Here is a 13,483-nt window from a genome sequence, read left to right as displayed (position 1 = left end):
ATGAAAACCGATATCCGAAACCGCAAAGACATCGAGAAATTGGTCAACGCCTTTTACGACAAAGTAAAAACCGACGAGGTTATCGGTTATTTATTCAACGATGTGGCTCAGGTCAATTGGGAAAACCATCTGCCCAAAATGTACAATTTTTGGGAAAACATTCTTTTCTTTACCGGAAATTACGAAGGCAATCCAATGGCCCGTCACAAAGAGTTACACGAAAAAAGCCCGATGAACCCGACGCATTTCGGACATTGGAATAAATTATTCACCGAAACCGTAGACAAGCTGTTTGAAGGTCCGAAAGCCGAGGAAATCAAAAACCGCGCGCTGAATATTTCCGCCGCCATGATGTACAAAACCTTAAGCACATGACACACCAAATTATTTTAGTCTTTCATTTACTGGCCGCGACCGTTTGGGTAGGCGGTCATCTTTTTTTGGCCATTCGCTATTTACCCGAAGCCTTGAAAAAGAAAGATGCCTCAGTTTTGGTCAATTTTAAAAACAAATTCGAACCGGTAGGCTTACCGTCGTTACTGACTTTATTAGTCACCGGCATACTGATGGCGTATCATTACGGCGTCACTTTTACCCATTGGTTTTCGTTTTCCAATGGTATCGAAAAAGTGGTTTCTGCCAAATTGCTACTGCTTTTCCTTACTGTTGGTATGGCTATTAATGCGCAATTGTTTGTCTTCCCTAAAATCAAATCCGATAAGCTACGTCCGGTGGCTTTTCAAATTATCGCCATTACGGTGATTGGCGTAGCGATGCTAATCTTAGGCAGTTGGGTTAGAATTGGAGGTTTATAGTTTGGCCTTCTTTATAAAAACTGCCTTTGTTTTCGTGGCGTTTTAAGGAAAAAGCAACAATCGGAATACTAACCTCAATACTGTTTTTCAATTCCAAAAAATCTTTGGTCACGGCGAATTCCCGTTCCTTTTCCCGACACTCGTTTTTCCAAAGTTGCAATTGCTTTAAGGTGTTTTTCAAATTGATATCGTGCCGAACAATCCCGGCATTTTGCTGCATAAGGTTTTGCAGTGCTTCCCGATGCTTCGATACCCATGCGGAGGAAACACTTTTGGCTTTTTGAGGGTAATGACTTGGAATAGTTTTCGAAATCAATGTGTGTTCCGAATCCGTTTCGCTGAGATAGGTATAAATCCGATGCGCATACACTAAAGCTTCCAAAAGCGAATTCGACGCCAAGCGGTTCGCCCCATGCAAACCGGTTCGGGAACATTCGCCGCAAGCGAATAGTCGGTTAATAGAAGTTAATCCGTTCCAATCCACATCCACACCGCCACACAAATAATGCTGGGTCGGTAGCACCGGAATCCATGTTGTGGCGACATCAACGCCTTCCAACAAACAATTCTGATAAATCGTCGGGAAATGCTTTTGAAATTCAACTTGATCCAAATGCGTACAATCTAAATACACGCAGTCGTCACCCGATTTTTTGAGTTCGGTTGCTATGCTTCTCGACACGATATCACGCGACGCCAATTCGCCGCGAACATCGTAATCCAACATAAACCGACGACCGTTTTTGGTTCTCAAATACGCCCCAAAACCGCGAACTGCTTCCGAAATCAAAAAAGTCGAAGCTGAATTGGGCGCATGCAATGCCGTTGGGTGAAATTGGATAAACTCCATATCGCGAATCTTGGCTTTGGCCCGAATCGCCATCGCAATCCCATCGCCGGTAGCTATTGTAGCATTGGTCGTTTGCTGATACACTTGCCCGATGCCACCGGTAGCCAAAATGGTAAAACGAGAGAAAATCGGGAAAATTTTATTGGTTTTTTCATCCAAAACCCAAACGCCGTGACACGCATTTTGGTCCGTAATCAAATCAGTGGCAAAATGAAAATCGAGGATTTCAATATTGGGTTGCTGATGGACTTTGGCCAAAATAGCGCGCTCAATTTCACGCCCGGTTTGGTCTTTATAATGTACGACTCGAGAATTGGAATGACCTCCTTCTTTGGCTAAATCGAGATTTCCCGTGTCGTTTACATCGAATTGCGTCCCCCATTGAATGAGTTCGGCCAAGCGTTTCGGCCCTTCTTTCACCACCATTTCCACTACTGCTCGATGGCACAACCCATCACCGCACACCAAAGTATCGTCGATGTGCTTTTCAAAATCGTCGCTCACCCCATCCGTCACCACAGCAATGCCGCCTTGGGCATATTTGGTATTCGACTCGTCTTCGTTGGATTTGGTGACAATCAATACCTTTCGCTCCGGAAATTGTTGCGCCAATTTGATAGCAACTGTCAGTCCGGCTATCCCTGAACCTAAGACCAAATAATCGGTTTCTATCTTCATCATTTCGACAATTCAAGCATGCGTTGGATAGGTACAATGGCTTTTTCGGCCACCGCTTTCGGAACGGTTATTTCGGGCGTTTCATTAACCAAACAGTCATATAATTTGCGGAGCGTGTTGAGTTTCATATACGCACATTCGCTGCACGCACACGTATTGTCTTCCATAGCCGGCGCGGGAATTAAGATTTTATCGGGCACTTCTTCCTGCATCTTGTATAAAATGCCGGCCTCCGTGGCGACAATAAATTCGGTTCTCGGACTTTGCTTCACGTAGTCAATCATCCCGGAAGTCGAGCCAATATAACGCGCCGTTTCCAAAATATGGGGTTCCGATTCGGGATGTGCAATGATGGCGGCATTCGGATGTTCTTTATGAAGCGCAATAAGTTTGTCCAAAGAAAATGCTTCGTGAACCACGCAACTGCCGTCCCAAAGGAGCATTTGTCGCCCGGTTTTTTGGTTGATGTAATTCCCTAAATTTTTATCGGGCGCAAAAATAATCGGGATGTTTTCGGGTACCGAATTGACAATTTTTTCGGCATTGGAAGAAGTACAAACCAAATGACTCAGTGCTTTGATTTCGGCCGAGCAATTCACATACGTAATCACGACATGATTGGGATGCGCTTCCACAAACTTTTTAAAAATATCGGGCGGACACGAATCGGCCAACGAACAACCGGCCTTCAAGTCGGGCAGCAAAACCTTCTTTTTCGGATTCAATAATTTGGCGGTTTCAGCCATAAAATGTACACCGGCAAACACTATAATATCGGCATGTACTTTTTCGGCTTCCTGCGATAATCCCAAACTGTCGCCCACATAATCGGCTACTTCCTGGATGTCGGGTTGCTGGTAATAATGGGCTAAAATCACGGCATTTTTCTCCTTCTTCAATCGAAGAATTTGCGCTTTTAAATTTTCCATGGGCATACTTTAAGAAGCTACAAAATAAGGACTGAAAAAGTCGATTTTCTATGACTTTAATCATATATCGCAACGGCTTTGAGGTCTTAATTTTGGAAAACATTAAAATTTAAACTTTATTAATTATGAATGCTTTAGATCAAATAACCGTAGGAGAATTTGTAGCGGGTGATTTCAGAACAGCTGCGGTTTTCTCTAAATATGGTATCGATTTTTGCTGCAAAGGCAACCGGACTTTAGACGAAGTTTGCGAAAAAAAAGGACTTAATGTCCATACCATACAAGATGAATTGATGGCTGTTTTAGAATCGAAATCGGATAACAACATCGATTTTAAATCTTGGCCCATCGACTTATTAATCGATTACATCGAAAAAACGCACCATCGTTATGTAGAAGAAAAATCAACCGCCTTACTATTCTACCTTGACAAGCTCTGCAAAGTCCATGGACAGCGCCATCCGGAACTGTTTGAAATTGCCTTGCACTTCAAAATTTGCGCCGGAGAATTGGCCCAACACATGAAAAAAGAAGAGCTGATTTTGTTCCCGTTTGTCAAAAAAATGTATTACGCTTTAACAGAAAACACGGCTATTGAGCAACCCCACTTCGGTACCGTTGACAATCCGATTGCCATGATGCAAAGCGAGCACGAAAACGAAGGCGAACGCTTCCGCTTGATTGCTAAATTAACCGACGACTACAACCCGCCGGCCGATGCTTGTGAAACCTACCGCGTGACTTTTGCCATGCTGAAAGAATTCGAACAGGATTTACACAAGCACATCCACTTGGAAAACAATATTGTGTTCCCTAAAGCGCAGGCTATGGAAGCCAAATTCAATATTGCTTAATCAAATTCAATCTAACCTAAAAACCACGCTCATCATGGAAAAATATGTCATCAAAAGAAACGGAGATTATAAACCTTTTGAACCTTTTAAAATAAAGGATGCGATAGTCAAGAGCTTTACCAGCGTTTCACTTCCGTTTGATGAGCGTGTTTTTGAAAAAGTCATTGCCGACATAAACACCAGGGATACTTGGGCCGTCGAAGAAATTCAGGACATTATCGAGAAAGTGCTTTTTAACAATCACTATTTCACGGTAATGCGTTCGTTTATGTTGTACCGCCATACGCGAAAACTGCAACGCGAACACGTACAAGGATTGAACGACGATACCACTTATGTCGACAGCACCCAAACCATCGAAGAATACATTGCCCAAACCGATTGGCGTATCAATGCCAATGCCAATACCTCGTATTCCAATGCGGGTTTGGTGAACAATGTGGCCGGAAAAATCATTGCCAATTATTGGCTGGATAAAGTGTATTCCAAAGAAGAAGGGTATGCCCACCGTAACGGTGACATCCACATCCACGATTTGGATTGTTTAACCGGTTATTGCGCAGGTTGGAGTTTGAGGGTTTTGCTTAATGACGGTTTCAACGGTGTTCGCGGTCGGGTAGAAAGCAAAGCACCATCGCATTTCAGAGAAGCCTTAGGACAAATGGCCAACTTTCTCGGAATCTTGCAAAGCGAATGGGCCGGTGCCCAAGCGTTCAGTTCGTTTGACACCTATTTAGCGCCTTACGTTTTTAAAGATAATTTGTCATTTGAAGACGTACTTAAAGCCGTTCGCAGTTTTGTGTACAACCTTAATGTTCCGGCACGCTGGGGCCAATCGCCTTTTACCAACATTACCTTAGATTGGGTAGTCCCGGCCGATTTGGCAGCACAAATTCCGACCAAAAATGACCGGCATTTATTTGAAAAAATAACCGATGAAACGATTTTGGCTCGTGCCCAAGAACGCGGTGTGGAAAGCTTAACCGAGCTGCGTTACGAGCATTTTCAGACCGAAATGAATCTGATTAACAAAGCCTATTATACCGTAATGACCGAAGGCGATGCCAACGGCCAACCGTTCACCTTCCCGATTCCGACTGTAAACATCACCGAAGATTTTGATTGGAACGGCGAAAACACCGAATTGCTGTTTGAAAACACGGCTAAAATCGGTTCGTCGTATTTCCAGAATTTTATCGGAAGTCAATATACTACAGACGAAAACGGCAATAAAATGGAAAACCCAAATGCCTACAAACCCAATGCGGTACGCAGTATGTGCTGTCGCCTGCAACTCGATTTGCGCGAATTGCTCAAACGCGGGAACGGTTTGTTTGGTAGTGCCGAAATGACCGGAAGCATTGGCGTAGTCACTATCAATATGGCCCGTTTGGGCTACTTATATGAAGGCGATAAAGAAGCGCTTTTCACCCGATTGGACGAATTGATGGTGTTGGCCAAATCGACATTAGAGAAAAAAAGACAATTCATTCAGGAAATGTACGATAGAGGTTTGTATCCCTATACCAAAAGGTATTTGCCACATTTCCGCAATCACTTTTCCACCATTGGGGTGAACGGCATGAACGAAATGATTCGCAATTTTACCAATGACCAAGAAGACATTACCTCACAATTCGGCCATGACTTTTCGATGGAAATCTTACACCACATCCGCAATCGCATGAGAGCATTCCAGGAAGCGACCGGAAACTTATACAACCTCGAAGCCACACCGGCAGAAGGTACTACCTATCGCTTTGCGAAAGAAGACAAAAAACGCTATCCGAACATTTTACAAGCGGGTGGCGACGAGAATATTTACTACACCAATAGCTCGCAAATTCCGGTAGATTTTACCCAAGATCCGTTTGAAGCTTTATTGATGCAAGACGAATTGCAGTGTCAATACACCGGCGGAACCGTGCTGCATTTGTACATGAACGAAAGAATCAGCACGCCCGAAGCTTGCAAAAACTTTGTCAAAACCGTGCTATCGAAATTCAAATTGCCTTACATCACCGTAACGCCGGTATTTAGTATTTGTCCGGTGCACGGTTACCTCAACGGCGAACACGAATTTTGCCCGAAATGTGACGATGCTTTATTAGATAAACTAAACCAAAATAAATATGAAAACCAAAACTAACACGGTGCTGGAGCAACACCAAGAACTGCGCACCAAATGCCTGGTGTACACCCGAGTAATGGGTTACCATCGTCCGGTAGAAAGTTTCAACATCGGTAAAAAAGGCGAACACAAACAACGCCTCCATTTTAAAGAAAGTTAAAAATGGTTAAATCGGTCAGCAATATAACACCGTTCACACTGCTGGACTATCCGAATAAGACTGCCTGTATCTTGTGGTATGCCGGTTGTAATATGCGGTGTTTGTATTGCTACAATCCGGAGATTGTTTTCGGGAAAGGAAAATTTTCCTTTCCCGAAATGATTTCTTTTTTGGAAAGTCGGAAAGGCTTGCTCGATGCCGTAGTATTCAGCGGTGGCGAATGTTTGCTCCACAAAGACATCGTCGAGCAAATTCAAACGGTGAAAACCATGGGCTTTTTAGTCAAAGTAGACACCAATGGTTCCAAACCCGAAGTGCTGAAAACTTTAATTGAGCAGGATTTACTCAATTATGTCGCACTCGATTTTAAATCGAACCGAGAGTCATTTTCCACCATTACCCAATCGGATTTGTTCGACCAATTTGAAAAATCGCTGCAATTGTTACTGAACGCCAATATTCCTTTTGAAGTACGCACCACGTATCATTCGGAATTACTGGCGAAAGAAGAACTCCATGACATGATTGACTACCTCAAATACAACGAATACACCGGAACGTATTACATTCAGCATTTCCGAAATAACGTCGAAACCATAGGTCAACTACCGGACTCCCGAAATCGTTTGGAACACCAACTCCCCGAAAATCCGAATCTGAAAATTATGTTTCGGTAAATTAAACCTGTTCTAAAACCGGAATTTCAATCCGGTTTACTTCAGCTTTATACCACCCTAATTGCTGCTGAATGCGCTTCTTTTCTTGGGTAAAAAAATCACGCTGCGCAAACAAATCCAAGTAATACGCTATGCCCGAAAGCAAATTGCTTTTAAAGGCATTCCATTTTTTGAGTTGGGCCGGCGTAAAGTCATCGGTAAACGTATCTAATTCGTTTTTGAGGTAATCCACATACATTTTCAACTCTTTGATAAACATATGCGGACGGTTATTATCGGCCAACACGTTCGCATTGCCATAAATGTGTTTCACCATATCGGCCAAAGAAACCACGCGGTCAAAATAAGCCAAATTCGGTCCCGGACAAATCACCACGCCTTGTTGCTGCCCTTTGACTTCCATCTCGTTTTCTAAATAAGACGCATTCGCCAAACCAACGCACAAACACGATTTCTCGAAGATTTTGGCTTGTTTTTGCTGAATTTCTGACTCTGATAATTGGTCTTTTTGTGCTTCCAATTGGGCTAACTTGATATCTTGGTATTTTTTAGAAGCCGTGCACATCCCTTGCGGATCGTATTCTTTGTTGAGTGCCAAAAACTTTTTCGGACACGCGCTTCCGGCTTTGTTCTCGTCGATGCGCTTTTGCTTCCAAATGTCGTTGCTCATGCCTTTTACGGTATTGAACAATACGCCGAGGGGCGAAATATCACTTAAATAAAAATCTTTTTCTTGGGCTTTTGCCAAAAGCGTTCGGGTTGCTTCATCTACCGATGTCGCCTCCGGAACCAACAAAAAAGGCGAACCCCAGCCTACGGCGTCCATGTCATAGTGTTGCAATAAAAACTCGTGTTCTTCTGCCGTTCCCACACCGCCTTGGGCCGTGATTTTTAAGTCGAATGGCTTCGTCGGAACGGGCAAATCTTTCGCTTGCAACGCTTTTACCATCAGCTCGTGCGCCGATTGGATGAGTTGCTCTTTTTTGGCTTTGAATTCTTCCAAAATCGGGCCCATTAAAAAACCGTCGGTGGCAAAGGCATGTCCGCCGCAATTCAAACCCGATTCGATACGGTATTCCGACACCCAAAGGCCTTTTTTGGCCAAGAAATTCCCTTGAATCATAGCCGAACGAAAATCGCTCACCTTCAGTATAATTTTCTTTTGCAATTGTCCGTCGGCATCCGGATAAAACACCGGAAACTGCTCGAAATAGCTGTATAATCGCGGATTCATTCCGGCCGAAAGTACGACCGAAGACGTGAGGTTGCTTTGGGCAAAACCGCGCAAAGAGGCGTGCGCATCGTTGAACTCTACGGGCAAAGGTTCATTTTTATCGTAATTTTCTTTATCGACTTTGGTCATGATATTCACATCAATACTGCCCGGAACAAAATGTTCGGCCAAATAGCTTTTTACGTTTTCTTTGATAGCCAAACCTTCGTCTATGAATTTTTGCAAGCTGTTTTTAAACTCTGATGTATTGGGTAACAAGCTGATGTAGTTTTCCAAAGCGATTTTACTTTCGGCCAATTCGTTTTTAAATCGTTCAAACTTGTCTTTGACAATCGTATCCACCAAATTCAAATAATGTTTGATGCGTTCTGCGCGGTAATCGTGGCATTTTTGGGTAATCTCTTGGTAAGGCAAACTGAATTTCCGGCTGTAAAAGGCACGCATTTTTTCAATCAGTTCGTCATCGGTAATAGAAATTACGGAGGAAATGCCGTAATGTGCTACGCGAATCGGGCTGTCGATGGTATAGGCCAATCCCATAACGGGTATGTGGAAAGTATGGACGTTTTTAGTGGTCATGTAGTATGTTTTAATAAGGGGCGAATTTTGTGAAAACATTCGGAGAAAAGCATGATATATGTCATTTACAATAATTATTTGAGGGATAGGCGCAAACCGTTTAGCAATTCGAATACGATGCGATAGAGACCGATAAAAATCCTCAATCCGAAAAGCACAAAAACCAAATAAAACCCATGCATCGCCTCCTGGAATTGACTAAAAGACAAGGTTTTGTCGAAGAAAGTCCAGTGTACTTTTTGGACACCCATCAACAACAAACAGCACCAAAACAGCACAAAGGAAGTTTGGAACAGGCGCATACCGAATCGGATTTTAGACCCCGAAAACGAACACTGATTCGATTCTATAATATACGTTACGGAGGACAGTAATATCATGGTGTTGATACCGATGGTAGTTCCCATAGAATGGGCTACGGTAATATGCGTTCCGTGGGTAAACAAATTAATCGCCGGAATGGATATCAACAACGCCAAAATAATATTGAGAAAAACCCAAAAATCGGCCAATCGCATGAATTGGTGCGCGATGGGAAAAGCGGTTTTTTGGTCTTGGGTCAAATTGTTTTTCCAATCATAAATCATAGACGCTAAAATAATCCATTCGGTCATGCTGATGCCGTAGGCTAAATAACGAATCCAAGGCGCTGTCGGCACGATATACACATGATGTGCCCAGCCAAACATAAGGTTGGTTAATCCCAAAAAGTAAAAGAAAAACGCTTTGCCCGATTTGGCGTAACCGTCATCGCCACTCATTTTAGCCATGATATAAACAGCAGTACCGTACACCAACATATTCCACGAACCCACATAGGAACCGCCGGCTTTCCATTGCAGGGCCGTGTTTTGTATGAAATGCGATTTAAAATAGGGCAACAACCACAAATGCGCTTCGGTGAAATGGTACATCATCATCCCAATTCCGGTGGCCCACATCCAATAATACACCGGCCAACTCTTGAAAGTAGCGGCCAATGTTTTGAAGTAAGTAATGCCGAATAGCAACCAGCCCAAAACTATCGGGAAATAGTAATAACTTGGGAATTCTAAATATTCTTTCCCGGCAAAATTTCGAAACAAATAGGATACAGCAATGCCAAATCCCGTTAGGATAAAAATCCAAAAATGAATTTGGACTAAAAAGGAATTCGATAATCTCTCGTTGTGATTCTGACTCAAATAATAATAAATACCGCCGGTAGCCGTGAGCAAAACCCAGGACACCACAAAAAGGGTGTGCAACGGTCGCAGCGCGGTAAATGGTAACGTTTCTTTGATAAAATCGGGGACTACATACTGAAAACCGGCGAGTAAGCCGCAAAGCAAACCCAACAACAACGATACTAATCCGGCGGTTATAAAGTAAAACGGGTAGCGATTAGTGTTCATAGATTTCCTTTTTATATTGGATTTTTACCCAACCATCTGGGTTAATCGTGGCTTTGGTGTTGGGGTAGGTTCCGGTTTGATCCACTTCTATAAAAAACTGCAGCAATTCTTCCTTTTCGGTTTCGTTAAAATCAAATCGCGGCATGGCTTTGACCCCGCTGTTGAACATCGCTTTCAAATAGTTGCCGTCTTTTTTTCTAAAAGAATACACATTGGTCAAATCGGGGCCGAGATAACCGCCCAATCCGTACAATTGGTGACAAGCATTGCAATTGTTTTCCCGCCAATGTTTTTCGCCTTGCAGCGCTTTTTCGGAAAGTCGGATTCTCCCGTAATCCGATTGGTTGGTATAAAGGGTATAATTGTAGGCTGTAAATAAGAGTAATAACAGCAGCAAAACCGGCAGGTATTTTCGGGGAGAAAACATAGTATGGGCATTGAAATGGAAGTACAAAGAGACGTAAAGAAAGTGGCTTCATTTATGATTTTAATCACAAAAAAGGCGTGAATGATAACTTCCACGCCTTTTCCCTTCCTAAGAAAAACAAAATTTTGAATTAATAATTATCCTATTTCGGAAGCAACACATCACCAATCACGTGGATGATACCGTTAGAAGTTTCAATAGAAGTCACTATTTCGGAACCGTTGACAAAAGTTTTTTCGCCTTGCTTGGTAATTTTTACCTTACCACCGTATACCATGTCAAACTCTTGACCATCCTGCATGTACTCGGGTTTCAAAACCCCTACATAGGTATGATACCCTAGGATGTTTTGGAGGTCGGTTTTTTTCTCCGGTTTTAACAAGCCTTCCACGGTTCCGGCAGGCAATTTATCAAAAGCGGCATTAGTTGGCGCAAACACCGTAAACGGTCCGGCATTACTCAATGAAGTCACTAAATCGGCTGCTTTTACAGCAGCTACTAAAGTCGTGTGGTCTTTACTGCCGGAAGCTACCTGAACAATATTCGGGTTAGACGTTTCGTCTTTTACACCTTCTTGACCTACGTTTTGAGTTGGGGTACTTTCGGGGGTTTCGGTTGGGGTTTCGCTGCTTTGTTTGCATCCTACCGCAGCCAAAAAGCAAGCGAAGAGCAGAATTTTAATGGAATTTTTCATAATACTAAATACTTGGTTTATATACACAAAGTACCTAACTATGAAATAGTTATTTTATGATTGCACTCATAAAACAGGGGGAATTTTAACTTTTTTTATGGAGTGATATGTCGTAATAGCAATCCCCGAAACCAGTAGTACGGCAACTCCGAAAAGCAGCTCATTAACCCTCGGAATTATGGTGTAACTAAATGATGCAATCCCTTGGACGGCGAGGACCAATTCGTTTAAAAACACCCCAACGGAGAACAAAATAATACCAAACCTAATCGGTTTGCTGATGTAAAAGTAATGGTTCACATACATGTAAAACAGCAAAAACAAACTAATTACCGCCAACAACACCAAGTGCAAATAGGCAATCACTATTGGTCGGAATCCGAAGGCTAACTGACTCAAAGCCGGAATGGTGGAACCCAGTTGCAACAACAATTTAAGGCTGCAGGCTATGGCGACAAACAAAATAATGTAACGCAAAAAGAACGGATAATTATCAATATAACCCTTTTTGATTTTAGCCAAAACCACCAACAATTTAAACCAGGCATAGCTTTGAAATAATGCCGCCAAAACCGTCAGGACATAAATCCAAACCGGTAAATTGAGCCACAAGGTCGATAAAAAATACGCCGGGATACAAGCAATAAAAAACTGCCAAAATGCTTTTTTTAAGTAAGGATGCGCTGTGGCTTTCAGGTCAAAAAAATGGAAGAGCAATCCCATACACGCAAAGAAAAACCAACCGTTGTATTGGAAATGCAGGTAGTAATAAATGGAAGCCAAATATTCGTTTTGGTGAATATTTTTAGTGATCATCATAAAGGCTAAAAAAAAAGTGCCTAAGGAAGAAATCACATTAAAAAAAATGGCGGCTTTAAACCAATTCACCGAAAGCCATTCCGAGCTAACCTGTTTCAAATCGTTCCAAAATTGGTAACCAAAAAGATACGCTACAAAAATAGAAGCGGTGGAAAAAGCAATCGATAAAGCCGCATACCCTTGAATGATAAAGAACACCAACATCCCGTAGGCGCAAATCAGATTGGCAGTTAGCATCTTATTATACAAAGCTATTCTTAACCCTTGTCCTTTTTTTGTCACCCCGAGCGCTCCCGAAGCTTCGGGAGAAGGGCCTCTTTTTTCCAAAAACCCAACCATTAACACCATTAAAGTATGACTAATCCAACCGGCAAAAGCAAAATGAGAATGCGAATGTTGTAAGTTCTTTTGGTTCAGAAACGGAAACTCAAAACCGATTTTGTAGCGCATTAACAAACCTAATAAAGCTACGATGAGTAAATTAAGTAATGAAAATTGCAACCAGAACTTCGCTTTAAAGTGCATTAGAAATATATTTTATGGTTAACGATATCTACTTTTCTTTCCTTAGCCATTTTTGACAAGGCGCGAATAACGGTTTCAACACGCAATCCGGTAAAGTTGGCTATCTCTTGTCGGGTAAACGGAACCTGTTCTTTCTCACATCCGCTTCTTCCTTTTTTATGCGCATTCAGAAAAGCAATGATGCGAAACTCCGGTTTTTGGTTAATGATGTCTTTGGAGGTCATTGCCTTGGAGTGAATACGTCTTGACATCAATGTTAAAAACTGCTTTTGTATGGCCGGATATTCCTCTAATATTTTGAGGAATTTCTCTTTCGACAGCTTTACAATCACACTGTCCTGGAAAGCTTCTGCCGTAGAAGGATAACATTCATTTATAAACAAAGGCGGTTCCCCAAAACTTTGTCCCTCATGAAAATACCCTTGGGTAAATTCTTTACCGTCATCATTCGAATTGTACATTCGGATACTGCCTTCCATAATTTGGTAATAAAAGTTGGCTGTCTCATCTTCACAAAAAATCATTTCGCCTTTTTTATATTCCTTAGCAATGGCACCCCAAGTGAAGAGTAAATCTAAGTCTATTTGCATATTTGATTTTGTGTGTTTTACGTCAAAAACGCACATTTTGTTGTGCTTTTCGACTAATGGTTACAAATTTAGTTTGCATAAAAATACTAAAAATATGACCGAAATCATACAAAAGCCCTCTTTTTAA

Annotated in this window: 14 protein-coding genes; 6 read left to right on the top strand and 8 right to left on the bottom strand. The window is 42.1% G+C overall.

Features of this window, described 5'->3' with window-relative positions; translation table 11 throughout:
- Both QHT84_RS02360 and QHT84_RS02355 read left to right on the top strand, forming a co-directional pair.
- Positions 1–375, top strand: coding sequence for a group III truncated hemoglobin (locus QHT84_RS02360; RefSeq protein ID WP_283237935.1), 375 nt, complete (start codon positions 1–3; stop codon positions 373–375).
- Positions 372–815, top strand: a complete 444-nt coding sequence (locus QHT84_RS02355) for a CopD family protein (protein ID WP_283237934.1) — start codon at positions 372–374, stop codon at positions 813–815. The genes QHT84_RS02360 and QHT84_RS02355 overlap by 4 nt, the downstream gene beginning before the upstream one ends.
- Here QHT84_RS02355 and nadB read toward each other — a convergent pair.
- Together nadB and nadA are read right to left on the bottom strand one after the other, a co-directional pair.
- The gene (nadB, locus tag QHT84_RS02350; RefSeq protein WP_321169567.1) at positions 796–2,346 is read right to left on the bottom strand and encodes an L-aspartate oxidase; all 1,551 of its coding nucleotides are present in this window, start codon (positions 2,344–2,346) and stop codon (positions 796–798) included. The genes QHT84_RS02355 and nadB overlap by 20 nt on opposite strands.
- Positions 2,343–3,272 carry a quinolinate synthase NadA gene (gene nadA / locus QHT84_RS02345; RefSeq protein WP_283237933.1) on the bottom strand — a complete coding sequence of 310 codons (930 nt, stop codon included), beginning with the start codon at positions 3,270–3,272 and terminating at the stop codon, positions 2,343–2,345. Before nadA ends, nadB begins: the two co-directional genes overlap by 4 nt.
- A gap of 125 nt (positions 3,273–3,397) precedes the next feature.
- Here nadA and ric point away from each other — a divergent pair, with 125 nt between their 5' ends.
- Genes ric through QHT84_RS02325 form a run of 4 tightly spaced genes read left to right on the top strand, consistent with a single transcriptional unit; the run spans position 3,398 to position 7,094 of the window.
- A complete protein-coding gene (ric, locus tag QHT84_RS02340; protein WP_283237932.1) occupies positions 3,398–4,126 on the top strand; it encodes an iron-sulfur cluster repair di-iron protein in 729 nt (242 codons plus the stop codon).
- A 34-nt stretch (positions 4,127–4,160) separates the two neighbouring features.
- Positions 4,161–6,275 (top strand): ribonucleoside triphosphate reductase, encoded by a 2,115-nt coding sequence (locus QHT84_RS02335; protein ID WP_283237931.1) that lies wholly within the window; start codon positions 4,161–4,163, stop codon positions 6,273–6,275.
- Positions 6,259–6,417, top strand: coding sequence for an anaerobic ribonucleoside-triphosphate reductase (gene nrdD / locus QHT84_RS02330; RefSeq protein ID WP_283237930.1), 159 nt, complete (start codon positions 6,259–6,261; stop codon positions 6,415–6,417). Before QHT84_RS02335 ends, nrdD begins: the two co-directional genes overlap by 17 nt.
- Positions 6,418–6,419: 2 nt before the next feature.
- On the top strand, positions 6,420–7,094 hold the full coding sequence (locus QHT84_RS02325; protein ID WP_283237929.1) for an anaerobic ribonucleoside-triphosphate reductase activating protein: 675 nt from the start codon (positions 6,420–6,422) through the stop codon (positions 7,092–7,094).
- A 1-nt stretch (position 7,095) separates the two neighbouring features.
- Here QHT84_RS02325 and QHT84_RS02320 read toward each other — a convergent pair whose 3' ends face one another.
- The 6 genes from QHT84_RS02320 to QHT84_RS02295 all read right to left on the bottom strand — a co-directional run bounded on the left by QHT84_RS02320 (position 7,096) and on the right by QHT84_RS02295 (position 13,356).
- Positions 7,096–8,907, bottom strand: a complete 1,812-nt coding sequence (locus tag QHT84_RS02320) for a hypothetical protein (protein ID WP_283237928.1) — start codon at positions 8,905–8,907, stop codon at positions 7,096–7,098.
- A 74-nt stretch (positions 8,908–8,981) separates the two neighbouring features.
- Positions 8,982–10,301, bottom strand: coding sequence for a cbb3-type cytochrome c oxidase subunit I (locus QHT84_RS02315; protein ID WP_283237927.1), 1,320 nt, complete (start codon positions 10,299–10,301; stop codon positions 8,982–8,984).
- Complete coding sequence (locus tag QHT84_RS02310) at positions 10,291–10,728, bottom strand: c-type cytochrome (protein WP_283237926.1); 438 nt, start codon at positions 10,726–10,728, stop codon at positions 10,291–10,293. Before QHT84_RS02310 ends, QHT84_RS02315 begins: the two co-directional genes overlap by 11 nt.
- Positions 10,729–10,870: 142 nt before the next feature.
- Positions 10,871–11,422 (bottom strand): fasciclin domain-containing protein, encoded by a 552-nt coding sequence (locus QHT84_RS02305; protein WP_283237925.1) that lies wholly within the window; start codon positions 11,420–11,422, stop codon positions 10,871–10,873.
- 66 nt (positions 11,423–11,488) lie between these two features.
- Entirely contained in the window at positions 11,489–12,766 is a 1,278-nt protein-coding gene (locus QHT84_RS02300; RefSeq protein ID WP_283237924.1) for a hypothetical protein, read from the bottom strand.
- A complete protein-coding gene (locus QHT84_RS02295) occupies positions 12,766–13,356 on the bottom strand; it encodes a Crp/Fnr family transcriptional regulator (RefSeq protein WP_283237923.1) in 591 nt (196 codons plus the stop codon). Before QHT84_RS02295 ends, QHT84_RS02300 begins: the two co-directional genes overlap by 1 nt.
- Between the last annotated feature and the right edge of the window lie 127 nt (positions 13,357–13,483).

It is taken from the genome of Flavobacterium sedimenticola (genome assembly GCF_030053345.1).
GTDB lineage: Bacteria > Bacteroidota > Bacteroidia > Flavobacteriales > Flavobacteriaceae > Flavobacterium > Flavobacterium sedimenticola.
The sequence above is the reverse complement of the archived record's forward strand: the minus strand, read 5'-3'. Positions and strand labels throughout refer to the sequence as shown.

Coding starts and splice junctions, on each gene's coding strand:
- QHT84_RS02360 (WP_283237935.1), top strand. CDS start 1: ATGAAAACCGATATCCGAAACCGCAAAGACATCGAGAAATTGGTCAAC.
- QHT84_RS02305 (WP_283237925.1), bottom strand. CDS start 11,422: ATGAAAAATTCCATTAAAATTCTGCTCTTCGCTTGCTTTTTGGCTGCG.
- nrdD (WP_283237930.1), top strand. CDS start 6,259: ATGAAAACCAAAACTAACACGGTGCTGGAGCAACACCAAGAACTGCGC.
- QHT84_RS02320 (WP_283237928.1), bottom strand. CDS start 8,907: ATGACCACTAAAAACGTCCATACTTTCCACATACCCGTTATGGGATTG.
- QHT84_RS02325 (WP_283237929.1), top strand. CDS start 6,420: ATGGTTAAATCGGTCAGCAATATAACACCGTTCACACTGCTGGACTAT.
- QHT84_RS02335 (WP_283237931.1), top strand. CDS start 4,161: ATGGAAAAATATGTCATCAAAAGAAACGGAGATTATAAACCTTTTGAA.
- QHT84_RS02295 (WP_283237923.1), bottom strand. CDS start 13,356: ATGCAAATAGACTTAGATTTACTCTTCACTTGGGGTGCCATTGCTAAG.
- nadB (WP_321169567.1), bottom strand. CDS start 2,346: ATGATGAAGATAGAAACCGATTATTTGGTCTTAGGTTCAGGGATAGCC.
- QHT84_RS02310 (WP_283237926.1), bottom strand. CDS start 10,728: ATGTTTTCTCCCCGAAAATACCTGCCGGTTTTGCTGCTGTTATTACTC.
- nadA (WP_283237933.1), bottom strand. CDS start 3,272: ATGGAAAATTTAAAAGCGCAAATTCTTCGATTGAAGAAGGAGAAAAAT.
- QHT84_RS02300 (WP_283237924.1), bottom strand. CDS start 12,766: ATGCACTTTAAAGCGAAGTTCTGGTTGCAATTTTCATTACTTAATTTA.
- ric (WP_283237932.1), top strand. CDS start 3,398: ATGAATGCTTTAGATCAAATAACCGTAGGAGAATTTGTAGCGGGTGAT.
- QHT84_RS02315 (WP_283237927.1), bottom strand. CDS start 10,301: ATGAACACTAATCGCTACCCGTTTTACTTTATAACCGCCGGATTAGTA.
- QHT84_RS02355 (WP_283237934.1), top strand. CDS start 372: ATGACACACCAAATTATTTTAGTCTTTCATTTACTGGCCGCGACCGTT.